Annotated in this window: 18 protein-coding genes and 1 pseudogene; all 19 read right to left on the bottom strand. The window is 38.5% G+C overall.

The genetic code is table 11. The features are described from left to right. Positions 1-136: 136 nt before the first annotated feature. Complete coding sequence (locus J7R07_RS07120; protein ID WP_208436179.1) at positions 137-2,176, bottom strand: BID domain-containing T4SS effector; 2,040 nt, start codon at positions 2,174-2,176, stop codon at positions 137-139. A 205-nt stretch (positions 2,177-2,381) separates the two neighbouring features. Next, complete coding sequence (locus J7R07_RS07115; RefSeq protein ID WP_208436178.1) at positions 2,382-3,680, bottom strand: BID domain-containing T4SS effector; 1,299 nt, start codon at positions 3,678-3,680, stop codon at positions 2,382-2,384. Between the two features lie 308 nt (positions 3,681-3,988). Further along, the gene (locus tag J7R07_RS07110; protein WP_208436177.1) at positions 3,989-4,831 is read right to left on the bottom strand and encodes a BID domain-containing T4SS effector; all 843 of its coding nucleotides are present in this window, start codon (positions 4,829-4,831) and stop codon (positions 3,989-3,991) included. Between the two features lie 322 nt (positions 4,832-5,153). Then, on the bottom strand, positions 5,154-6,752 hold the full coding sequence (locus J7R07_RS07105; RefSeq protein WP_208436176.1) for a BID domain-containing T4SS effector: 1,599 nt from the start codon (positions 6,750-6,752) through the stop codon (positions 5,154-5,156). A 588-nt stretch (positions 6,753-7,340) separates the two neighbouring features. Then, a pseudogene (locus J7R07_RS07100) lies at positions 7,341-7,742 on the bottom strand (type IV secretory system conjugative DNA transfer family protein); the annotation flags it as partial. A 133-nt stretch (positions 7,743-7,875) separates the two neighbouring features. Then, positions 7,876-9,504: a BID domain-containing T4SS effector gene (locus J7R07_RS07095; RefSeq protein ID WP_208436175.1), complete on the bottom strand. Its 1,629-nt coding sequence runs from the start codon at positions 9,502-9,504 to the stop codon at positions 7,876-7,878. 586 nt (positions 9,505-10,090) lie between these two features. Further along, on the bottom strand, positions 10,091-12,010 hold the full coding sequence (gene traG / locus J7R07_RS07090; protein WP_208436174.1) for a Ti-type conjugative transfer system protein TraG: 1,920 nt from the start codon (positions 12,008-12,010) through the stop codon (positions 10,091-10,093). A 111-nt stretch (positions 12,011-12,121) separates the two neighbouring features. Continuing rightward, entirely contained in the window at positions 12,122-13,780 is a 1,659-nt protein-coding gene (locus J7R07_RS07085) for a BID domain-containing T4SS effector (RefSeq protein WP_208436173.1), read from the bottom strand. Positions 13,781-14,098: 318 nt separating this feature from the next. Beyond that, the gene (locus J7R07_RS07080; protein ID WP_208436172.1) at positions 14,099-15,580 is read right to left on the bottom strand and encodes a BID domain-containing T4SS effector; all 1,482 of its coding nucleotides are present in this window, start codon (positions 15,578-15,580) and stop codon (positions 14,099-14,101) included. 236 nt (positions 15,581-15,816) lie between these two features. Beyond that, positions 15,817-16,887: a P-type DNA transfer ATPase VirB11 gene (gene virB11, locus J7R07_RS07075; protein WP_208436171.1), complete on the bottom strand. Its 1,071-nt coding sequence runs from the start codon at positions 16,885-16,887 to the stop codon at positions 15,817-15,819. Then, on the bottom strand, positions 16,884-18,041 hold the full coding sequence (gene virB10, locus J7R07_RS07070; protein ID WP_208436170.1) for a type IV secretion system protein VirB10: 1,158 nt from the start codon (positions 18,039-18,041) through the stop codon (positions 16,884-16,886). Before virB10 ends, virB11 begins: the two co-directional genes overlap by 4 nt. Continuing rightward, a complete protein-coding gene (virB9, locus tag J7R07_RS07065; RefSeq protein WP_208436169.1) occupies positions 18,034-18,900 on the bottom strand; it encodes a P-type conjugative transfer protein VirB9 in 867 nt (288 codons plus the stop codon). The genes virB10 and virB9 overlap by 8 nt, the downstream gene beginning before the upstream one ends. Then, entirely contained in the window at positions 18,897-19,565 is a 669-nt protein-coding gene (locus tag J7R07_RS07060; protein WP_208436168.1) for a VirB8 family type IV secretion system protein, read from the bottom strand. The genes virB9 and J7R07_RS07060 overlap by 4 nt, the downstream gene beginning before the upstream one ends. Continuing rightward, positions 19,552-19,845: a type IV secretion system protein VirB7 gene (locus J7R07_RS07055; protein ID WP_208436167.1), complete on the bottom strand. Its 294-nt coding sequence runs from the start codon at positions 19,843-19,845 to the stop codon at positions 19,552-19,554. The genes J7R07_RS07060 and J7R07_RS07055 overlap by 14 nt, the downstream gene beginning before the upstream one ends. 213 nt (positions 19,846-20,058) lie before the next feature. Next, positions 20,059-21,084, bottom strand: coding sequence for a TrbL/VirB6 family protein (locus tag J7R07_RS07050; RefSeq protein ID WP_208436166.1), 1,026 nt, complete (start codon positions 21,082-21,084; stop codon positions 20,059-20,061). Next, positions 21,071-21,517 (bottom strand): type IV secretion system protein VirB5, encoded by a 447-nt coding sequence (locus J7R07_RS07045; protein WP_208436165.1) that lies wholly within the window; start codon positions 21,515-21,517, stop codon positions 21,071-21,073. The genes J7R07_RS07050 and J7R07_RS07045 overlap by 14 nt, the downstream gene beginning before the upstream one ends. Beyond that, the gene (locus tag J7R07_RS07040; RefSeq protein ID WP_208436164.1) at positions 21,514-23,877 is read right to left on the bottom strand and encodes a VirB4 family type IV secretion/conjugal transfer ATPase; all 2,364 of its coding nucleotides are present in this window, start codon (positions 23,875-23,877) and stop codon (positions 21,514-21,516) included. Before J7R07_RS07040 ends, J7R07_RS07045 begins: the two co-directional genes overlap by 4 nt. Further along, the gene (locus J7R07_RS07035; RefSeq protein ID WP_208436163.1) at positions 23,874-24,185 is read right to left on the bottom strand and encodes a VirB3 family type IV secretion system protein; all 312 of its coding nucleotides are present in this window, start codon (positions 24,183-24,185) and stop codon (positions 23,874-23,876) included. The genes J7R07_RS07040 and J7R07_RS07035 overlap by 4 nt, the downstream gene beginning before the upstream one ends. Positions 24,186-24,199: 14 nt before the next feature. Continuing rightward, positions 24,200-24,514, bottom strand: a complete 315-nt coding sequence (locus J7R07_RS07030; RefSeq protein ID WP_208436162.1) for a TrbC/VirB2 family protein — start codon at positions 24,512-24,514, stop codon at positions 24,200-24,202. Between the last annotated feature and the right edge of the window lie 144 nt (positions 24,515-24,658).

Below are 24,658 nucleotides of genomic sequence, written 5' to 3'. Positions count from 1 at the left end.
TAAAATTTAATCAATAAGTTATAGCAATATCTTAGTGAGCTTTTGCTCCACCATTACACTCTCTTTTTGGTGCAAATTCTTCAAAACGATTTGCACCAAAAATCTGCTTAAAAACTAAATCTTATTTCATCTTTCTTCAAAGAGCGAAAACTACTCCTTTTTCGCCTTTACCTCTTTGGTGTTGAGTCTGTTGCCTTTCTTGAGATTTCTGAATCTTTTGTGTAATCTCTTGTTTCTGGCTTTCTGACGCATCAACGCATCTTTGTTGTACTTCTTGTGCTTGTGTAATATCTTCTCGTGCTTCTTGTACAGCGGCTGCGTAAGCTTTCACAGCGTGCTGAAGGTGTTGTCGAGACTCTTCAGCATTTCGACGTGCACGACTTCTGAAGCCGCAGATGCTATAACCGGCGAGTTTATGAAAAGATGTAGGACTTGTTGTGAGATCCTGTAAAAGTTGTTCTGCTGTTTCAGGACTTGTTAAAATATTCTCCATATGCTGCCGAAAAACATTCTCGTTGCCAAATACAGAGTTGCTCCAATATCTAACGCGTCTGTGTTGCCTTTGAACATTATCGTCATTTCTAACCGCGGCAATCACTTCCGCATTTGAGAGAGGAGCTTTTGGTGGAGAAACTGTTGCCTGCGCTGTTGTAACTGCCGATTTGCTTGCTTGCATACCAGGCTGTGAAATCTGTTGCTGTTCTTGTAAGATAGCTGCTTTTGCATCTTTTACAGCAAGTGTGTAACGTTCTATAGCCTCGTTGAGGTATGAGAGATAATTTTCAGCATGTACGCGCGCAGCGCTTTTAAAGCCGCATATGTTATGACCGGCAAGTTTATGAAAGGATGCAGGTTTTTCAACAATCTTCTGTGAAAGTTGTTCTCCCATAGCAGGATTTTTTAGAATATCCTCCATTGCTGTTTGAAAAATATTCGGGCTGCCATATACAGATTGGCTCCAATATCTGACTCGTACGTAATGTTCTTGAACAGATGGGGAATTGCGTAAACGAGCAATCTGCTCATTTGAGAGAGATGTTTTTTGTGCTGCTGTAACTCCAGATTCGTTTGGTTGCGTGTCATGCTGTGGAGCGTATTGCTCTTCTGGGATTGTCGGAAGCTTTTGTCTCAGTTCTTGTTGCTGGCTTTTTGACATACCAAAACGTTTTTGTTGTGTTTGTTGTTTTTTTATAATACGCTCTTTTGCTTGCTTTACAGCAGATAGGTAATTTTCAAGAGCCTCACACAGGTATACCACACGCTCCTCAGCACATATGCGCGTATTACTTTTAAAGCCGCAGATGTTATGACCGGCGAGTTTATGAAAAGATGCAGGTTTTTTAGTAAGATCCTGTAAAAGTTGCTTTCCCGCAGCAGGATCTTTTAGAATATCCTCCATTTGCTTCTGAAAAACGTGCGCGTTGCCATATACAACTTGGCTCCAATGTTCGGTTCGTGTGTAATATCTTTGAACAGATGGATTACTTTGGACTAATAAATGGGTTATCCTTTCGTTTAAGAGAGATTCTGCCTTTTTTCTAGCATCAGATGATTTTCCTAGGCTTCGTTCCATCACTGCATTTTGTTTTGGAATCCTGATGCCCATATTTTTGTATGCATATTCTACAGCTGCTGCATAAACATTAATGGTGGAATGTAAGTAGGAAAGACCTTCTTCAGCTTGTTTACGTGAGGTTGTTTTCAAACCACATACTTCCATACCTGCAAGACCATGAATAGAGGCAGGACTGTTTGCCACGCGTCTTAAAAGTGAATCTTTTATCGCAGGATTTTTGAGGATCTTGTTCGTTTCTTTACGTAAGGCATGCTTATAACCATAAACAGTTTTAGACCAACGTTGGATTTTTTCTGCACACACTTTGACTGCTGGATCACTTTCCACCCTTTTAATCATTTCTTCTTTTGAGAGAGGTGGTCTTTGTGGTGTAGTTGTTGTGTGTGAAGGCTCTGAATTTAAAAACATATCTTCATTGCCATAGACAGTTTTGGACCAACGTTGGATTTTTTCCATTTGTAGGCCGGTCATTGGATTATATTGCGTCTTATCAATGGTTTTCTTATGCGAGAGAGGCGATCTTTGTGTTGTGGTTGCTGTATTGAGAGCCTCTAAATTAAAAGATGCTGTGCTAGATTTTTCAGGGTGTTTTTTTCCCATACATTTGTTCCTTTCAAGCTTTTACAATATCTTTCTAGAAAACTCCTTTAGGGTATTTCTTATGCCCTTTATTGGATAGTTTTTATGCAAAAGAATCCTTTAATCTGAACGATATTATTATACGACACCTTTGGCGCAAATTATCTTATAAAATTCACGCTAAGAAACCAAATTAAAAGCTGCAGCTTATCTCATTTATGCAAGCTTAGCTGGCAAAAGCTAGCGTTTTTGATTCGGGAGCTTTGCGTGGCCGAACATTTTGTACTTTTTCATGTTTATGTTTAGAAGTTTCAGGGACCTCTGTTGATGAACACTCAGGAGATGGAGAATCCTTCGAAAAGCCTCGTTGTTTGTGGAGGTTTTGAGAGAATACAAAAAACGGTTTTCTAGATTCTTGTGCCTTCTGATGCGTCGGTAAGATACCTTCTTGTACCTGCTGTATGGTCTCGGCAAGATTATTCACAGCTGCCACCAGTTGCGGTATCGTTTCTTCAGCGTGTTTGCGTGCGTGATTTTTAAAGCCACATACCTTGAGACCAGCAAGTTTATAAAAAGAACGAGGTTCTTCTGCAAGTTGCTGTGTGATGTCAACTGCCATAGAAGGATCACCCAATATATCTGCAATTTGTTTCTTTAAAGTATCTGCCTTTCCAAAAACAGTTGTACACAAATTTTCTATTTGTTCTTGAGATCTTTTAACTGCAGAATTTTGTTTAGTTATTTCAATAACTTCTTCCTTTGAAAGGAATCCGCTCTCCCCTCTGATACAATATGAGTCTTGTAAGATTTGGGACAGTTTATTACTACCTAAGATTTCCTCGTAGCGCCTTAATTCTAATTGTGGGTGAAGATGCAGACTTTCCCTTGCAACTTTTACAGCTTCCCCGTAACAATTAAGAACATCACACAGGATAATCAAACTCTTTTCAGCTTTTTTGCGTGTTTTATTTTTTATGCCACATACGTTGATACCAGCAAGTTTACCGAACTGGTCATGATGTCCTGCAAGTTGCCATGAAAGCTTTTCTCCTAGAGAGGGGGTGTGCCGAATTTCTTTAGCCTTTTCCTGCAAAATATCTTTTTTGCCAAAAGTTTCAGCAGACCAGAAGGCAATTTCTTTTTCATACGATTTGACCCACGGATCATGCGGTATGAGGCGCGTAATTGTTTCCTCTGAGGGGGCAGGGGCTCTCCTTGGTGGAGCAATTATTGTGTATATAGTCTTTTCTGGGCTTTTCTCCTCAGTGGCTCTCTCTCTTTGCGGATTTTTTATAACAATCGATGCGTATGTATGTTCTTCTTTATTCGCTGCTGTAGTACTTTCTTTCAAAGGAGAGATATTTTTCTCTTCTTTTTTTGGCGTAGGAAGTGGGCTTTTGTGGTTGTCGACGCCTGTTGTACGAGAGGATTCTCCTACAGATGATTGTGCGGCAGTCGCTTCATAGTATTTTATGAGTTCTTTTACCGAAAAATGTGGAGAAGGGGATGGTTGATTTTTTTTCATGTATGTTTCCTTTCAATAATCTTTCAGAAAACTTCTTTGGTGCATGCTTCACCTTTATGTTTTTATAATTCTGATACAAAGGAAATATCAAATTTGATGACCTCCAAAGGATTTGTGCTATTTGTAATATGAAGAAATATGTTTTTTTAATTTTTAATATCAAAACGTTATAAAAATTAGGGGCTATTTTTTATTGGATATTTCTTGCAATATCCCATCCCCCGTCTCTTGACATAACCAAAATAAAACAATTTATGCCAAGAGCTTAAATTAAAGACAAAAGCTTTTACGCATTACATTATGCATGCTTATAGAGCCATGCCCATTCCTTTTGAGGGAGATTTGCGTGTTTGCTCCTGGTCTCCGGCAGTTTGTTCTTGTGTTTTATGATGTCTGACGGCACCTCGCCTCTGAAGTGCTTTGTGTTCTTGAGGCTCAGGACGAAATAATTCTTGTTTTACCGCTTGTACATTTTCTGCATGTCTATCAAAAGCTGCACACAGTTTGACAAAACCATCTTCAGCGTTTTTGCGCTCTTGATTTTTCACGCCAAGCACTTTTCTCCCTGAAAGTGGTCCAGGACCTTCAGGATTTTCAGCAAGAGACCACGAGAGTTGCTCTGCTTGACTCGGATTAATAAGAAGTTTTTCAAGTGTTCCGTCCAAAGCGTTTCTGTTACCATAAACAACTTCACACAATTTTCTAATTTCTTCTTGACCACTTTGGATGAGATCGTTCCTTTGAAGCCCTCTCGTAACCGCTCCTCTCGTAAGAGGTCCTTCTCTTTTTGGCGAATCCGCATATGGAGAGGCTTGCTCTGATCCATATCCGCCACCAGGTCCTCTTGGTCTAACCGTTGCGTATGTTGGCTCCTCTCGGTTATTTCCACCACCAGGTCCTCTTGGTCTAACCGTTGCGTATATTGGCTCCTCTGGTTTTGGTGTTCTAGGGCTGCTACTGGATTCTGGTAGATTAAGATCTGCGTAGACAACTTCCTCTGATTCACGGTTGCCACTCGATCCTGGTAGATTAAGATCTGCGTAGACAACTTCCTCCGGCTGATTTGGATGCTGTGTTCTTCCTTGTTTATTAACCCGTGCATACAGTTCTTCTGGATTAAATGGAGGACGGGAAGGATTATTTTTTTTCATATTTGCTTCCTTTTAGTTTTTTTTATTTAGAAAACTTCTTTGGCGCATTCTCCATCATCTAAATGCTTTGATAGCTTTTATACAAAGAAGAGCGTTGCTTTGAATGATCTCTAAAAAATCGTCCGCTATTCACATTTATCTGTAATAGACATTTGTGTCTTTAATACAGTTTTTTTGTGATATTCTATTCATGTATTCTATAAAATTATGAGGTTTATTGTGATAAAGATTTTCTGTCACATTGGGCAACAACACTGAGTACAATTTACATAAAATACTTTGTTTCAAGCAATCAGATACAAAAAGAAAACCATATCCATGTTTAATTGCTAAAAGACATGGATGGAATACGATTAACCCTAAAGGAGCGTGTCTGATATTGTGCTACTTTCATGCGTTGCACAGTTTGAGAAATTTCCTTAGCTTTGCTTTCTGATATACCAAGAAGACGAGAAAGTTTTGTACAATTGTTTTCCTTTATGGCTTTATGATCTTCTGATGATAGACGATTTTGTAATTGACGCCAAAAAATATGGAGTTGTCGTTGCAGTGTTGTGGAACGAGAGAGGACGTCTGTTTGTTTTTGTGGTGGTAAGGAGAAAAGGTTTTGCAATTCTTTCCCTGGTTTTTTGACGGATTTGCCTAGACGGTTTTGTTCTCTTTGATGTTGCTCTAGAATTTCCTCCTTGGTTTGTTGCGTTACTATAACATAATTCTTGATCATTTTACTGAGTTGTGGAACTGCCTGTTTAGCCCGTCTGCGTTCTGGGCTATTCAGACAAAATATTTTCATACCTGCAAGCTTACAGACTGATTCAGGATTTTGGGCAATCTGATTGGCAAATACTCTACCCAATCCTGGATTTGCATCTATCATATCCATTTTCATACTTAAGATTTTCCGGTTGCCATAAACAGTCTTTGACAATTGCTCAATTTCTTTTCGGCATGCTTTGACATAAGGATTGTTTGCAATTTTTTCACACAATTCACCCTCTGTGAGAGGTGCTAATTTTTCTGCGGGAATGAGTATTTCTTGTAAGTTTTGAACATTGGACTTTTGAAAAGAGAGATAGTCACCGTTGCGTAGTTCTTTCACGTATTCTGGGGGTAGATCATCTTTGTGGGCAACAACAAAAATATCTCCTACCTCTATAACAAAACCTTCTGCTGCACAATCTCTGTAAATACCATCATAAGACACACCTTCTTTTGCGGCGATGACCATGCAATTATTGATTTCTTCAAGTCCAGAATGCTTCATCTGAGAAACAAATTCCTTCAAAACAAGTGATTTTTGCGGATGGGTAACATCCTCAAAGAGATGTTGCATCGGTTCTGAATTGCCATGTTGCATTGCTTCAATACTGGCATGTGTCAAGCGTTCTTTTGTTATAAAGGAAAAGTCAATGGGATGGCCTGCAGCTTGTCCAAGTTTTTCCATAAACATTCGTTGTGTACGCCCGTTCCCTTTTCTGAAAGGATGCGCGTGGTCGAGAAGCATAAAGACTTCAGTAGCATTTTCAGCAAATTCTTTGCGCGATAGACCTCGTAAATTATTCTTTTCAAGAAGTATTTTCTCTAATTTCTTAAGATCTTTTTGAATCTGTGAACCGATGGCAAAAGGAACTTCATAGCCTTTTGGTCGTATAGCTGGCATACGCGCTGTGCTCCCATCTTCAAATGTAAAAGTGATATCGCGAGTCTGTCCAGCCCATTCAAAACTCTCATGGAAAAGGTTCCAGTGAATTAATTTTAGATAGGCAGCATCAAATCTTTGTGGTAGTGGTTCATAGCGGAAATTTACTGCCGCTCGGTCTGCGTTATGGGTACAGCGTTCATAAAATTTTTGTGGGTTTTTAATACCGTATTTATTTTTTAGTGTTGTACTATTCTTATATAGGTAATTATGCTCTAACATATATTCTCTCCTTGTAGGATAGGATAGCTGATGAAAGAGTATTGAATTTTTTGCGCAAAAAGTACCCCTTTGCATACTCTTTCGAGATTTCAGGCATTTTAGGAGGATGTATTATTACCTCAAGTCTGTAGGTTTTGGATTATATCAACCGTTTCACGGTGCTTTCGTAATTCTTTTTGTGTGAGGAATACAAAATGATCCGTGTAGGTCGTTTTGATGCATATTTTACTTTTTTATTTTTTTGTATAAACACTCTCCGCTGCATTTTTCATTCTTAAATTATTATTGTTAAACAGACAGAGCTTTCTAAACGCTTTTTCTTCAAAAAAGCTGCATTCAAAAGTTCTTTGAGGGGTGTTGAAAATGTAGATATGATTGCTATTAATTTTTGGATTATTGCGCGACTCCTCTTAAAGAATGTTGGCATTGATAGCCACACGCATCAAAACAAAAAATTAAGGATTTTTCTTGTTAAATCGTCTAGAAATTCCTTTTTAATGAGTTGTGAGGAGAGAGAACGTGCACTTTTTACCTTCTATGCGGTTGTTTTTGTGGCTTTAATGGTCCATACACATGAGAAGGCCTTTTTTATTTTTTCTTTGCTTGTGGGGCAAAACGGTTCTTTTCAGCAGCCGCTAACATTTCTTTTCTTCTAAAATAGATTGCTCTACCACATCGTAAGGGAGGCTGTCCTTGCATAAGAATAATTTGTTCATCTTGACGCATTTCTTGAATAATTTCGTGTGGTAAAATCAATGCTCTTTGTTGGTAGTTGATGTTGTAAGAGCTTTTTCCTAAAGATAAACCTCTCGATTTGTTTGTACCAGCTACTTCAACGGTCATTTGACCACAACGCTCTGAAATGTCTTTAGCTGTTTGGAGATCTTTAATGGCAGCATAACTTACAAAGGAGCAGCTTTCAAACCATGAGCGCGCACCCGATTCCCCAAAGTGATTGACCAACTGACCAGAGGATTGGTAAAAAAGCATCTTCACCAAGGAACGCCGTACAATGATATCTTTAAATTTAAAATGATGTTAAGCACCCCTTCTCCATGAGCGGCAGAATATCAAAATATCTCCGCTCATGAATGCTTAAATGAGGATAGAATACCTCATGCTTTTAGCTGGCTATAGCGAGTGCATTTTTGCGCTGTATTTTGTATTCATAGGCTTGCTGATGTGCTGTTTTGGCTTTTTGAACAATGCTGGCAACTTCTTGTGCTTTTCGTTCTGATACTCCAATATTTTTAGCAAATGTTGCATGAGCATTCTGTCTGATCGCTCTCAAATCATCTCCTGAGAGACGCAATTCTAAACTGTGTACAAAATTACGAAGTTCGCTGTACAATGCAAAATCTTGAGATAAGACTTCTTTTTGTGTTTCTGGTGATAAGCGAAGGAGTTTGTTTAAACTTCTACTCGGCTTCTCTATCTTGATTGCGCAGCGTTCTTGTTCATTTTTATGTTGTTGAGTGACTAAATGCTTCGCCTGTTTGACAGTTTGTCCATAATCCATAACTGCAGTACAGAGCAAATTAAGACGATCTTCAGCATTTGCACGCCTTTGGCTTTTTATGCAAAGAAAATCAACACCTGCAAGGGGAGCAATAGAGCCTGGAGAGTGTTCAATCTGATAAGCAACATGTTTGCTTAAGTCTGGATTTTCGAGCATTTCTTCCATATGTTTATTTAATGCTTTTGAGTTGCCATAAATAATTTTTGATAAATTTTGGACTTGCTCTTGAGCTGTGCTGACGTGGCTATTTGCCAAAATCCTTTTGTGAAGTTCACTTGTTGTGAGAGGCTCTATTATTTGTTCGGGGATGAGTGTATTTTCAAGCGTGTCGTCTTTTGGTGCTGTAAAGGTAATTTGATCACCGGGTTTTAATGTTTCCATTTGTTCTTGCGTGAAATGCGCTTTATCGCTGATGATATAAGTGCCGTATGCGTCGATCATTACGCTATTAAAATTAGTACCTCTATAGGTACCCATGTAAGTTATATTTTCTTTTGCAACCATAACAGAACGATTATCAACATCGCGTCCAAGATCTTTCATGTTATTTATGAATTCTTCTAGCATACATATTTTGTCTATATTGGAGATATCCTCAAATATATGTTGCATAGGCTCTGGATTGCCATGTTGTATTGCTTCGGTACAGGCATGCTTCATGCGTTCTTTTGTTACAAGAGAAAAATCAAGGCGATGGCCTGCTGCTTTAGCGAGGTTTTCAAAGAAAATTTCTTCGGTTTGTTCATTGCCATCTATGAATGGATGTATTTTTTTGAGCGAGATAAACATTTCTGACGCTTTAGCAACGAATTCTTTGCGCGTTAAGTCTTGCAAATTGTTTTTTTCGGCAAGCTTTTTCTCTAATCTTTGTAGGTGTTCAGGGATTTCCTTATCGGTTACAAAAGCCTTATTTCCTTCCGTACTTTTCATTTCTGGCATAGCGGCAATGCTACCATCTGCAAATGTAAAAGGAGCGGAACGCATCTGTCCAGCCCATTCAAATGTTTCCTTAAACAGCAGGTGATGAATATGGCACAGATAAGCGGAATCAAGAATTTCTGGTACCGGTTCTTTACGCAGAACCTCTTTTGCCTTTTCTACATCACGCAAACATTTTTCCTGAAAGCGCTCTAAATTTCTTTCTCCATATTTATTTCTGAGAACTTCAGTACCAGGATAGATATAATTATGAGGTGAGGGGATTCCTTTTGTTTTTGATTTTGCTTTTGGCATTGGTATATCTCCTTATAACGTAGTGTTGTCTATAAGAATGTTTAATTTCTCTAGTGAATATTCCCCTTTAGGTATTCTTTTGAGATTTCAAGCATTTTAGGAGAGTGTCATTACCTCAAGTCTGTAGGTTTTGGATTATATCAACCGTTTCACGGCGCTTTTGTAACTTTTTTACGTGGAAGAATATAGAATGATCCGTGCAGAGGTCATCTTTATACATGTCTCACTTTTTTATTTTCTTGTACAAATATTCTCCGCTGGGTTTTTCATTCTTAAGTTATTATTGTTAATTAGACAGGACTCTTTCAACTCTTTCTCTTCAAAAAAGCTGCGTTCAAAAGCTCTTTGAGGGGTGTTTAAAATGTAGATATGATTGCTATTAATTTCTGGATTATTGCGCGACTCCTTTCAAAGAATATTGGCACTGATAACCACACGCATCAAAACAAAAAATTAAGGATTTTTCTTGTTAAATCGTCTAGAAATTCCTTTTTAATGGGTTGTGAGGAGAGAGAACGTGCACTTTTTACCTTCTATGCGGTTGTTTTTGTGGCTTTAATGGTCCATACACATGAGAAGGCCTTTTTTATTTTTTCTTTGCTTGTGGGGCAAAACGGTTCTTTTCAGCAGCCGCTAACATTTCTTTTCTTCTAAAATAGATTGCTCTACCACATCGTAAGGGAGGCTGTCCTTGCATAAGAATAATTTGTTCATCTTGACGCATTTCTTGAATAATTTCGTGTGGTAAAATCAATGCTCTTTGTTGGTAGTTGATGTTGTAAGAGCTTTTTCCTAAAGATAAACCTCTCGATTTGTTTGTACCAGCTACTTCAACGGTCATTTGACCACAACGCTCTGAAATGTCTTTAGCTGTTTGGAGATCTTTAATGGCAGCATAACTTACAAAGGAGCAGCTTTCAAACCATGAGCGCGCACCCGATTCCCCAAAGTGATTGACCAACTGACCAGAGGATTGGTAAAAAAGCATCAAGGATGTGCCGTATTTACGACCACGATCGCGCGCTTCTTCTAAAATATTCATATAACCAAGAAGATCTACCTCATCCAAGACGAACAAAACACGCTTTTTATAATTTCCATCAGCTGTAACCATTGCATTGAGAAAGGCGCCAATAATGACCCGTCCAATTGCTGGATAGCTGTTCAAAATGTTTGCAGGGAGATTAAGAAATACATCTGTATTGCCATTTGTAATATCTGAAGATGCAAAATCACTTCCACAGACAAGATCAGCATAATTGGACAAAGAAAGCCATTGGGTGTCTTTTGATGCGGTTGTGTAAACCCCTGAAAAAGTTTGCTCTGCCATTTCTGTGAAAATACCGACCATTTCACGAATAAAAGGAGAAGGCGTTGTTTCTTGAATCATGCGTAATTGATTGACAACAGCTGTTTCTGATTGAGATAAAATCCCACGCAGTGTTTTTAAATTGCGCTCATAATCTTCATATTCATCAGAAAATATCACATGCGCAAGAAGAGCAGTTAAAAGATTATGCGCTTGTGTTGAAAAATATTCTGCTGAAGAATTCTCTGATTTCTTATCCGTGAGAAGCAATTTGGAAAAACCAACAATATTGGCCTCGCGTTGTGTGCGTGGTACACTATCGTCTAAAAGCCAATCGAGCACATTAAAATTTTTTGTTAAAATCGAATTTGGATCAAGAACAATAACATTTCTATTGCCCATCCTTTTTCGCGCAAATCTCACCATTGGTGCAACTTCAGTTGAAGGGTCAAGACAAACAATAGAACCTGGATATTGTAAACATGTCGGAATCACCGTACTCGTTGTTTTATATCCACCAGAACCAGCAAAAAAAATCATATGGGTTGAACCAAAATCCAGATTAAAGGTGAGCAAAGGTGCTTTTCCGCCTTTTCCCCATGTGGTTTTATTGCCAGGTGCAAAGGGAATATTGCATACACTATCTTGATCAACACGGTATCTCTCGCCAACAACAATTTGGCCATTTGCAGGAAAAATTTTTGCGGCCTCTCTTAAATTCATCCATGAGGCATCACCGAAGATTCCTTTTTTGGCTCTTTTGACTTTGTTTGTGCGCGGCGCAGTTGTGATGAATTGAATGATTAAAAGAGCCATACCGATAACAATACCAAAGACAACCATAGAATCCATAAACTGTATAGCATAACTCCAGGTTATCCCTTGCTGACCAATGTAGGGGCTTAAACGTTTTATTTCACCAAAAACATGGTAAAGAGCTGTGATCACAAAAAAGAAAGCCGAAACAAACGTGATCGCTTTTCGTAGGTGTAGCTTTTGTGAGAGGCTATAAAATAATGAAACAACAGCAACCAGCACCAATACCAACAAAGGCTTTGCGCGAAGATACCAATAAATTTGATTACTCTCCACCTCGTTTATTATAAACGATAACAAATAAGGAACAAGGAATATTGTTAAGGCACCTAAAGGAATTGGTGTTAAAATAAGTGCTAGCTGCGTTTTTGTGTATTTCATTTTTGTTTTAACTTTCAACTTATATGAATATACCCTAGAAGGTACCTTCTTATGAGACGCGATATTATTAAAACAGTTCTTTCCTAATGAACATCAAAGTGAAGATACAAATTAACTCGCCATAATAAGCGATTTTATACGGTTCATTTTGATCATTGGGGGTTGTCGAAGCGCTTGTTTGGTTTTTCTAACGATGTCTGCGATTACTTTTGCTTTACTTTCTGATATGCCAATACTTTTAGAAAGCTTCACATAATCATGATTCTTGGCGGCTTGATGCTCTTCTGGTGAGAGACGATTATTTAGTTTACACATAAGATTACCGAGTTCTTGTTGCAGTACAGGAAAATTAGCTAAAATTTCTTTTTGTTTTTCTTGTGGGAAAGAAAGAACATTTTGTAAATCTTGACTTGGCATCTCTATTGCGCATGCACGACGTTTTTGTTCTTCTTGATGCTCTTGGAGGGGAGCTTGTTGAGCTTGTTCAATAATACCCTTATAGTTTCTAATTGCAAAACTAAGGAGTGAAATATTCTCTTCAGCTTTTTTACGTGCTGGACTTCGCAATCCACATATTTTAATACCCGCAAGACGCGCAACAGAGCGAGGAATTTGTTCAATTTGATCAGCGAAGGATTCACACAAATCCGGATCTTTAATGACCTGTAGTATTTTTTCATTCAGTCTTTCAGGGTTGCGATATACGCGCTTTGCAAAACGTTGAATTTGTCGTTGACCTACAAGAATACTGCCATTTTCTGAAATCATTTCAAAAAGTTCGCGTTTTGTTAAAGGGGCTAACTTTTCTCCTGGGATGAGATTTTTCTCAAAGTTTTTGTCTGTAGGGATTTTAAAGGTAAATTTATCACCAGTTTTTAATGTTTTCACTTGTTCTGGTGTGAGATGATCTTTCTTGCCGACAATGTAAGTACCATCCATATTGAGAGCAAAGCTTTCAGAACCAACCTCTCTGTAAGTGCCCATGTAGGTTTCACCTTCTTTTGCAGCCATAACAACACAATTATTGATATCGTATCCTATATCTTTCATATTGTGCATAAATTCCTTTAAAATACATATTGTTTCTGGATTGGAGCTATCCTCCAATATATGTCGTATAGGCTCTGAATTGTCGTATTGCTTTAGCGCAACCCTAGCACGATTCATACGTTCTTTTGTTACAAGAGAAAAATCAAGGCGATGGCCTGCAATTTGTCCAAGTTTTTCAAAAAAAACCCCTTGTGCACACCTGTTACCTTTTAAAAAGGGGCGGATATGTTCGAGAGAGACAAACATTTCCATGGCTTCATTGATAAATTTTTCGCGTGTTAAATATTTCAAATTGTTTTTTTCGATAAGCGCTTGATCTAATTTTTGTAAGCCTTTTTTAATTTCATTGTCGGTTTCAAAAGGAACTTTCCATCCCGTTTTTTTCGTTTTGCGCATAGTGGCAGAAGTGTCATTGGCAGATGGAAAATGCTCGTTGCGGGTCAAGCCAGCCCATTCAAATGCATTTTCAAACAAACAAAGATGAATATATCGTAGATAGGAACTATCAAGCTGTACTGGTGGAGATTCACTGCGCAGGTTGTTCATTGCTTTTTCTACATCATGTGAACATTTTACAGCAAGAGCTTTAGGATCTTTTATTCCATATTTATTTTTCAGTGTAACACCATCCTTATATGTGTAACTACGAGGATAGGTATCATGATGGGAGGAAATTAATACGGATGATACACTTGTTTTTATAGATTTTACCTTTGGCATAGTTACTTCCCTTACAATTTGATCCATAGGAGGAGCATTAAACTTTCTGCGTGAAGTACTCGTTTCACGTATTACTCTAAAATATAAAGCGTTCTAGAGAAAACGTGTGTCCTTCAAGTCTATGGGTATTAACAGCCACACCAACTTTTCTATGATGTTTTTGCCTATTTCATTGTGTCTTACTTTTGGTTTTTAGTGGGGCATAGTGTAAAATACTTTTCCATTGATGTTATAGTATATCTCCTTTTTTCACAGAGAGAGTGTTCAAACAATTTCTGCTCCGACCTGTCTCAATGCGGGAACAGGATCCCATACTTTTTAGCTGGCTATGGCAAATACGTTCGAGCGACTCATTGTATACGCTTGAGAATGATGGTACATTTCTTTGGCTTTTTGAACGGTATTTATAATTTTCTTTGCTTGGTTTTCTGTTGTATTCATAGCGCTAGCGATTGTTTTATAATCACCATTTTTGATCGCTTTATGTTCATGTGAAGAAAGACGTGTACTGACGTTTTTTAAAAAATCACTGAGTTCTTTTTGCAGCGTGGGGGAATTTTTTAAGACTCTTTGCTGTAAATCTCTCGATGAAACAAGGGCATCTTGCAAATTTTCACTTGGCATTGCAATTGTTTTTGCGCAGCGCTTTTGTTCCTTTTTATAATCTGTAGCAATTTCCTTCCTAGCGCGTTGTACAGCAAATGAAAAATTTGAAACTGCGTAAGCGAGAAGATCACAATAATCTTCTGCATTTTTGCGTGTCGAATTTTTCAGTCCACAGAAGTTGATACCTGCGAGTTTGGCGACAGATTCAGGTGCTATTTCAATCTGATTAGCAAGTCGGTGACCATATAATGGGTTTTGAATAATTTCCACTATTTTGCAGTTCAATGTTTTTGAACTTCCATAAACAGATTTTGATAATATTCTAATCTGCTCTAGATTTGTATGTACACCGGCATCTTCTGTTACCATTGCAGAAATTTCACTTTCCATTAAAGGAGGAAGTCGCTTGCTTGGGATGAGAACGTTTTTAGAGTCTTTGGCCATGTCCTCTTCACCACTTTGCTTTCTTTCAGGGCCAGTATGCTCTTTTTGTTTTATTTTCCTATGGCTCCTAGCTTCCTCTAAAGCACGCACTTTTTCTGGATCTGACATCTGCTCAAACAAAATAACCAAAGGTGATATATCGCCCTCTTCTGATGCTTTAATACTGGCAAGTGTTATAGAATCTTTTGTTGCAAGCGAAAAATCAAGCGTATGACCTGCATTTTTGGCAAGATTTTCAAAAAATAACTGTCGTGCAAATCCATTGCCTACTCTGAAAGGAGCTATATGGTGAAGAAAAGCAAACAATTTTGCTGATTCATAGGCAAATTCTTCGCGTGATAAATCTTGCAAATTATTCTTCTCGAAGAGCATTTGATCCAGTTCTTGTAAGCCTTCTTGGATTTCATCACTGTTTGCAAAAATATCACCCCACTCCGAACTTATCATTTCTGGCATGGCGGCAGCGCTACCATCTTCAAATACGAAGGGGACATTACGTAGCTGCCCAGCCCATTCAAACATGTGAGAAAACAATTTTCTGTGAAGATGGCACAAATAGAAGGAATCAAAATAACTTGGCAATTGCTCTTTACGCAGACGATCCATTGCGGCTTGTGTATCATGCAAATACTTACCCTGTAAGATATCAAAGCTTTTTATTCCATACTTATTTTTGAGCGTCTTACTGCCAGGATAAAGATAATTATAGGGTGAAGGGGTCCCTTTTGTTTTCACTTTTGCTTTTGGCATAATGACCTCCTTTTCATATCTTGTGGTATAGCATTGCCTATAAGAATGTTAAATTTTTCTCGTAAAATTTTCCCCTTCACGTATGCTCGTCAAACTTTAAAAATAAACGTTATCTCTTCAGACATATAAACTGGAGGCTATACCAATTCTTTTGCAGTATTTTCTTCATTTATTTTTCCTTTACAGTTTTTCAACAGTTGCTTTTAAAAAGTCTTTTTGTGTAGGCGCGGTTCTTTTTAATTTCCTCCAAAGATGTTTCGTTGTTTGAATGGGTCATAATAGATTTCTGTGACCTTAAATTTTCCTTCAATCCGTTTACATTGAATGATAACATCAATCATTGAAATCAACAGACATCGAATATCATCACGCTCTAAATCACCTCCACCTTCACTTTCTTTGACCAAAAGGGTCATTTGTTCAAAGGCAGAAAGTGCTGTTGAGGCGTGAACCGTGGTAATCGAACCTGGATGACCCGAATTAACATTGCGGATATAATAAAAGGCTGTACCATCGCGAAGCTCTTGTAAAAGAATGCGGTCAGGACGCATGCGCAAAGCAGATTCAAGCAATTCTTTGGGCCCAACAGCAGATAAACCCTGCCCATCTTTTGAATAAATCATAGAAACATGGTTGGGTTGCGATACAACAAGTTCTTGTGTGTCTTCAATGGTTATAATACGTTCATCACGAGGAATTTTAGCAATTAATGCCTTTGACAATGTTGTCTTCCCCGAACCAGTTTTTCCAGAAATCAAAATATTTTTCTGATATTTTACAGCTTTATTTAAAAAGGAGACAAAATCCTTATTGCAATAGGTGGTTACCAAGTCCTGCTCTATACTTTTCAGTTCGCTTAAACACACTTGATAATTATTTAAGGGCGTAAATGATACCTGTTCACACATTGAAAAAAGACTGTTATTAGCAAGGTCCTCAAGGGAAAAATTCTGTGAGGATGGTTTGCGAATTGTCATACTGATCGTATCTTTTTCTACTGCCGGAGGGATAACAATCTGAATGCGCTCATTATCCGGTAGGGTAGCAGATAATATCGGATTTTTATCCGATATACTTTGCTTAGAATAGGAAGCGACAACTTTGGCAATTCCCATAAGTTCATTAAACGAAAGGGCTGGTACTTCTATTGTTTTCCACCCTTCAATCCCTTCGATCATCACTTGATAGGGACGATTGATAACAATTTCAAAAAGGCTATCATCTTTCAGATAGGCACTGATGGGTTCAAGTTTTGTTAAAACAACAGCAACGGTTTCGTCGTGCAAATTTTGCAAATTTTGGTTCATTTCAAAGTCATCGCAGGATTCTTATAAAAGTTTCTTGAAAGGGCTCGATTCATAATTTGTTTTTTGTTTTCGATAATTTTCAATTTATACACATTGGAAAAATTTAAATCACGGGCAACAAAAACATTTACCATTTCGCCTTGGTTTTTGCTTAGTGTCGGAGGAATATTGGCATAATTCTCTGTGAGAATATTCGCAATATTTTCTCCAGAAGAGGTTGTTTCAGTATTTTCCTTATTTTCTCCTTTTGATAAGCGCCCTTTCGTATAGTTTGTTGTATCTTTGATAATTGATAAAAGAAGTGCAGTTCCAATTCGCTCTAACCAATGATTATCAACATCTCCATCCATACCAGCACGTCCTAAGGAATCTGTAGCTGGTGAAGCTAATGTGATAATGACACCAGTTGGTGTTTTTGCTCTCGTCCAAAGCACAAAGAGACGATTTTGCCCTTTTTTCAATCCACCACGATATTCACCAATAATTTGTGTGCCTTTCTCAAGAAGAATAACGCGTCCATTGTCTGATAAGATGTCTCTGGAGACGATACAACTAGTAAATCCTTGTTGGTCACTGTTGACCGCTGTTTCTAAGATACAAGGAATGGAAGTACCCATCACAATAATATAGTTACGATCACCAAGTGTTGAAGCGCGAACACCTTCAAAAACTGTTGGCTTGAAAAGATTATTAAAACGTTTTGCTGTTTCATCGGGTTTGTTTTCGGCTTTGTTAAGCAAAACACTATTGTCTGAAGCCGCACTCGCTCTTTCTTGCTGTGTGATTGCATAGGCCAATACAGGAGCACGTTGTGCCGCTTCCATAAGTGAGTCATCAGGTTTTGATTGGCCTATTTTAGGCGTTGGTAGCTCAACCTTGGGCAACAAAGTGTTGTTTTGTTCGGTTGTCTCAAGGGGTATAGGTTTGGGCTGTGCAGGGCGAAAAATTTCTGTTTGCTTAATAATTCCTTCTTTTGGAAGTTCAGCGGGTTGCTTTTTTTCTGTAGCAAGTGTGGAATATGCTAAGTAAGCACAAACACCGAGAAGAATGAGAAGAGCGGCTGCTTTACCTACATTACTGTGTTGTTTTTTCCCGTGAAAGTCTTTTATCATATCACGATCATTGATATTTTTTTCATCCATTTCATCATTCATGGCGGTTTCCTACGTTCACTTCACGTTTTACAGATGGTGATGTTGTACCCGTTTCAGGATTAATCCCTTCGGGTAAGAATCTTCTATTGAAGATACACAGTACGTCATTCCCACGGCGCAAGGTAAACTGTGCAGCTATGGCATGAACAATGACTTGGTTGCCTTTAATCGATTTTGGAACAAGGGATTCTTGTCCATCAGATGAGACAATATAAATGGCCGGAATCTCGACATTGCCCAAAAATGTAAAGGTTGTTGTTTTTCCGTTATCATAGACTGCAGCAGGCTCAATTAGAACCGAGCCTTGGGCTTCATAAGCCCAATTACGTGGTCCAAAATTTTCATGGATATCTAAAACATCATTAACAAACTCTGCTTCGCGCTGTGCTGCTTTTTCTGCTTCAGCTAATTTCTTACGTAGGGCTTCATCTTCTGGATAACGAAATTTTACCAAGAAATATGTCTCATTACCTGCTGAAACATCACCTTCACGCACTCTGAGTTCAAACTGATAAGACCGTTTTGTTCCATCTTGACGATTTGTTACAATTTGTAAATTGGTGACGGGTTGAACTTCACGTGGTTTTAGAAAAACAAAGTGGCTAGCTGGTGCAACTTGCCAAGCAACGGAATTGCCAATTCCCACATAAATTACTTCTTCATCATCGGCAAACTCAAGTTGCACCGAAGAGCGAATAGAGCCAACGATTTGTGTGACATTGTGGGGGTCATAATTGACAAATCTGATGCGATTGTCTTTGCGTGCACTTACAGGAGCTATTTCTGCAAATGAGGAGGTTATATGACAATTTATTGCGATAACGAAAATTAAAGAGATTGTTCGTACAAATCTAATCATTTTATCACCTCTGGATCGGATCTATATTCCGACACCTGAAAACCAAGTGGGTTAATTAAGCGGTCCTCTGTTGAAATGCGTGCATTAACGTAAGAAAAATTTAGGATTGAAACCCAATGGGAGATTGTTTCTTTTCCATTTCGTTCCCTAACCGTTTTATAGTAACGCACTTGAATCAGGTTTTTACTTAAGAAAGAGATTGATTTGATTGTGACTGTAACAATCATGTTCTGATAGATATTTTGTGGGCTTTCTGGGTTATTCCCAGCATACCATTTGGCAAAACGGTTTTGTTCTTCTGGTGAGGATAAAAGAGAGATCAAGCGAAAATTATTTTGTGCCTCTGGTGCTTGAAAGCCCTCACGTGCACGAACATATTTGCTAGCAAAATAGCGTGTTATCGCTTCATCATAATTGTTGGGGGATTCTTTTAACGCGCTAATCGTATCAACAATACCTGTTGAATTATCAACACGGATAACAAAGGGCTCTACGGTTTTTAGGGGTGTTAATGCTGCCACGGCCAAAGCTAAGGCAATCGTCATTAATCCAAAAAGTACCGTCAAAGCTACAGCGATTTTCATCCGCACGCGCATGCCATGCATGCGATCAATATCGAAGGAGCGCGCTTCTTTTATGTATTCATCAAATTCATTGCTTTTCACGTGCAGCCTCCACAGTTTTATCAGAGAATGTTGCCTGGTTTACCGGTTTCAATGAAGCTGCGTTTTCATTTTCCAGCGTGTTGAGGATGATAGGCGCCGTAACAGGCTTTGCAATTTTTTCGCGTAAGACGATACCTTTATTTTGCCAATCCCATTTATCTCTATTTAAAATACGCGTGTGTCTCCCATTACATCGCGGTGCTTTTTTAGGACCACTTAGAGAGGCACAACCGCTAAGAATGATTGTTAAGATCACAAAAAAAGTTATTTTTCGTTTCATTTTTTGAACTCACAAATACTTTGGAATACAACGTACTGGAGCTTTTGCTCTAAAAAATCTCACAAAAGTACGCGATGAAAGAGTTTCGTTTGTCTTATTGTAAAAAAGCTAAGAACACCAAGTGTTTTACGCGGTAAACACATGGAACGTGTGCTAAAAAGCACACGCCATGTAAAAACAAGATTTCTTGTTTTTTTTAAAATGTATTTGGTGTTAAAATCGACCACGTCCTCGACCTCCTACACCTGCAGCTCTGGCTGCGGTATTTGCAACACCACCTGCAGCTTTGGCCGCTGCGCCGCCCGCAGCTTTGGCTGCTGCACCGCCTGCAGCACCAGAGAGTTTTGAAATTGCACTTTTGGCCGCATTACCACCAGCACTAGCACCACTGGAAAGCATATGGAAAACCTGTCCTCCTGAAGCGACACCAGTGTTAAAGTATGGTCCACCAGAGGCCAGGGCAGAAGCAATACCAGGAAGTGCGCGGAAGAGAATAGCTCCCACTATCGAAATCACAACGACAGGAGGGAAAAGAAGATAGATCGATTCATATGTACCATCGAGAACGTGCAGAATAATCTTACACATGATCGTACCAAGCATAATTACTAAAACCTGCAAAATAGTAAAGTTAGCTAGTGTTGTAATCCATGCATCTGTAAATTTCCTTGTTGCATTGAATAAATATAAACTAATAAAAAGTGGTCCAAGACCTATAATCATTACAAGTGCAACCTGTGTAAACATTTGCACAATAAACCCCCCTATACAAAAGACAATAACAGCTAAAATCATTAAAGAACCAAGAAGACCAACCATAATTTTTTCAAGGAACCAAGCTTTTGCTAAGACTTCTTGATAACGCGTACTTGACTTTAACAAAATATGATCAAAGACATTAGAGCCCGTAGTATTATTATTGAGCGCATTTCCAATAGCGTTTACTAAATCATTAAAGAAAACATCTTTGACATAGATATTAAAAGTATCCGCATTCGTTGCCATTGTCGTCACAACAACGATTTTAATCACATTATTGAGAAGGCTATTCATGGAAAGAGCAGTGCGACCCGTCATAACATTATAGCCATATAAAAAGATAAAAATGATTGAAGCAAGATTGAGTGGTGTTGAAATAGCAGAAGCCAAACCACTCACAGCCGCATTCATCACATTATCAAGTGGTGCTAAAATATAATCAGAAATGCTTTTAAAGGGGGCACTACTAAAGTTTGACATCAGAATTCTCAAGTTCTTTTCTTAATTTTTCTGCAAGATCTTCGTGTCTTTTCTGTACTTCTGCCTCACGAACTTCATCCCTTGTTGGTGAGTCTTTTGATTGAATTATATTTAAAGATTGAAGCTTTACAGAATCCGCCTGAAGATTTGTTTGAAGAATAGACAATTGCGTTTGAAGAGCCTGAAGTTCTTCAGGTTTCACTTTCTCCTTTGATGTTATAGCTTCGAGTTTTTGACGTATCTCTGCAATTTTTTTTACAGTTTCAACTGCAGAGGAATAAATGCTTTCAGCTGTTTCTGATTTTGTTATACCCGAATCTGGTGTACCTTCTAATGCATTTTTATAATATTCATCTACATCGGTGGTAGTTTGTGACACTGCATGAGAAATAAAAGCTAAAGATAATAGCGTAACTAAACCATATTTTTTCATTGACTTTCTCTCCTTTGATGAAATATGGGCAGCCACGTATCAGGATCTGTACCATATTCATTAATAACTTGATGCATGAGTTCAATATTCTTTGTTGTACCGCTTAGAACGGCAATTTCATCGTTCATTCCGCGCAAATTAAGTTCTGCAACAACGGAATTTTGTCCTTGTTTAATGAGAAAACGACGAGATTCTCTGCTCAATTCTGACTGTATGAGTTCAAACTCACGTTCAGTCAGTTTAAAATCTTCAACATAATCTTGGTAATTTGCTTTTTGATTTGGAAAAAATATTTGGGTAGGACATTGTTCAATAATCGTGTGCGCAATTGTTGAGTTTAAAGCATCTTTAGGGCTTTGTGTGGCAAAGAGCATCATACCATTTTGTTTACGAATTGTTTTGAGACGATCTTGCGCAAAAGCCTTGAATGAATCATCTTCAAGCGCTTTCCAAAATTCATCAACGACAATGATAATGCGTCGTCCATCAATAAGATCGAGGATGCGATGAAATAGATACATCATCAAAGGACGCCGAATTTCTTCATTGTCTAAGAAATCGGTCATGTCATAACCAATGAACTGTGCGTTTAAATTGAGATTATCTTCATCATTATCAAAAACCCAACCTAAAGCATTGCCTCTAATCCAGGGTTGTAACCTTATAGCAATCCCTTCTTTTGACGTGTTATCAAAAAACAGTTGAAGAGCACTAAGAGAGCGTTGTGCACGAGGTAAACTTTCCAAAGAATCAATAGCTTTAGCAATATCCTGCCGCTCTTCTTCTGTCACCGTTTGACCTTCAGCTGTAACAAGCTTCAAAACCCAATTGCGAAGAAAGATTTTGTTCCTTTCAGTGTATTCCATGCCTTTTAAGGGGGCAACACCTGTGGGTTCCCCATTTCTCAAAGGCTTATATTCTCCCCCTCCAGCACGCACAAAAATCTCTGCTCCCTGATCTTTGTCAAAAAAGACCATTGTCGGATTGTGTTTTTGTAATTGTGCGAGAAGAAAATTAACAATCACCGTCTTACCAGAGCCCGATGGACCACAAACAAAGGTATTGCCAAGGTCACCATAATGAAAATTAAAATAATAAGGTGAACTAGCCTGTGTTTTTAGCAGCGCTACAGCAGCCCCCCAAGCATTGTCTTTCAATTTGCCAACAGGGAAAGAATGGAAGGGCGATAAGGCTGCAAAATTTCTGCTGGTAATGGCTCCAGAGCGCGCACGATAGCTAAAGTTTCCAGGCAACTGTGCCCACCATGCGGCTTCTAACCCTAAGTCCTCTCTGGCGATAACCGCTCCCCCGTTGGTCAAAAGCGAACGCGCTTTCGAGAGATTTTCAGCCAACATTTTAGGATGGTCGGCAAAAACCGCAAGAGAAAGATGATGCTCACCTAAAACAAAACGATTTGACTCTAAATCATCAAGTGCTTCATCAAGTGCATCAATTTGTGAGCTAGCACGATCTGCCGCATTAATCATTTGATTTTGTTTACGACCCATAATAGCACTGGCAGCTGCTTTACTTTTAAAAACAAAAGATTGTGTTAAAATGAATTCAAACGGTGCTGTAAGCAATTCATCGGTCATGCCAGGGCGTGTTCTTGAGGGATATTCTTTCCACCCAAACATGCCAACAAAGCGTTCATTACTTTCATGGCGAATTTCGATAATTTCTTTACCAAAAATAACACGATCTGAGTAAATCGTTGATGCAATCGTGCCAAATGTAAGAGGAATACGCTCACGTCTTCCTCCTACCAACTGGTGCAGAAATTCACTTTGTTCAGAAAATAAAATGCCTTCATGTTCATAAACTGACAAAAGGCGTGCGTTATAGACTTCCAAACCTTGTATAAAATCTTGGCTTAACTCTTCGATTTTTCGAACAGCTTCGCTATCTGGTTCAGATTGTGTGTTCTTCGCTTTTGTTAAGCGCTGAAAGAATGCGGCAAGCTGTTCTGTTTTATCGGATGCTGGATTCCAGAGAAGCGAAACAAATAGATCATTTCTGTAGAGCTCTTGTGAAACCATTTTCTTTTTATATTTTTCATCTAACGTCGTAGCAAAAGATGAAAGAAAACGGCCCTCTGGATAAAGCATTTCGCGCCGCCGGATGATGTGAGAATATAAAGCAACACGTTCATCTGCGATGTTTTTTAAGAGCGTGTTTAATTGATTGTGTAAGGAGTTCAATTGATCGATATCTACAGTGTCAAAATTTACACCCTCAACAGCAATGACAGTCATTAAACAGCGTGAGTTTAATGCAATAACATGTTTGTTGACGTAGCGTACATAAGGAATATATTCTTCAGGCAAAGATTCCTTTTTCATAATTGACGCCTGTTTCATCTGCTCAGTTCCTTATAGGTACGAACAAGGAGTAAGGGAGATGTAGATCCCCCTCCCCACCTTTTAAGGTTCTTTTGTTTTCCTCGAGTATTGAGCCAAGCAAATAATACGCGGAATTGATTGTGATCATGTTTTGTGACTTCACGCAAAATAAAATGCACTCCAACACCAAGACCAATCATGTCAAAACCACTTGTCACAATGAAGAGAATAGACGTTGCCATAACATTAAGAGCCATTGCTTCCATCGTAACACCTGCAAACATAGTTGGCCTTGTACAAGCAAGAAAAAGAGTATCTTCATTCATTTATGTTATACCTGTTAATTTATACCTGTTAATTTTGCGACAAGAGCATTTGCTCCAAAGACAATACCAATACCGAGAATACAGTAAGCTGCTTTGCGTAAATCAATAAAGCCATACATCCAGCCAATACCTACGGCAGCAACACATATAATTGCAATGAACTTCGCTGTTGTTCCCGTCATCATCTGGACGATGCTCTCTAACACACCATCAAGACGCCCTAACCCACTTGTAGCAGTAGAAGCATAAGAAGGATCTAAGATAAACAAGGCACCTAAAAGCAACATGATAGTAATAAACACGATATTCTTGGATCTACAGTTCGTCATTTTACCTCTCTTAAAAGAATTACCTCAGGAACATCCTCTTGTCTCTCATGGCTAAGGAACCCTGTTTTTTTATTATGCATTGCGATCTAAATCACGCTTCAGTCATTTTTGTTTTCTATAACACTTCAACAGTGCTACTCATTC

This window comes from Bartonella phoceensis (assembly GCF_902825145.1).
Classification (GTDB): Bacteria; Pseudomonadota; Alphaproteobacteria; order Rhizobiales; family Rhizobiaceae; genus Bartonella; species Bartonella phoceensis.
Note: the sequence above shows the minus strand (reverse complement) of the source record. Positions and strands in the feature narration are given on the sequence as shown.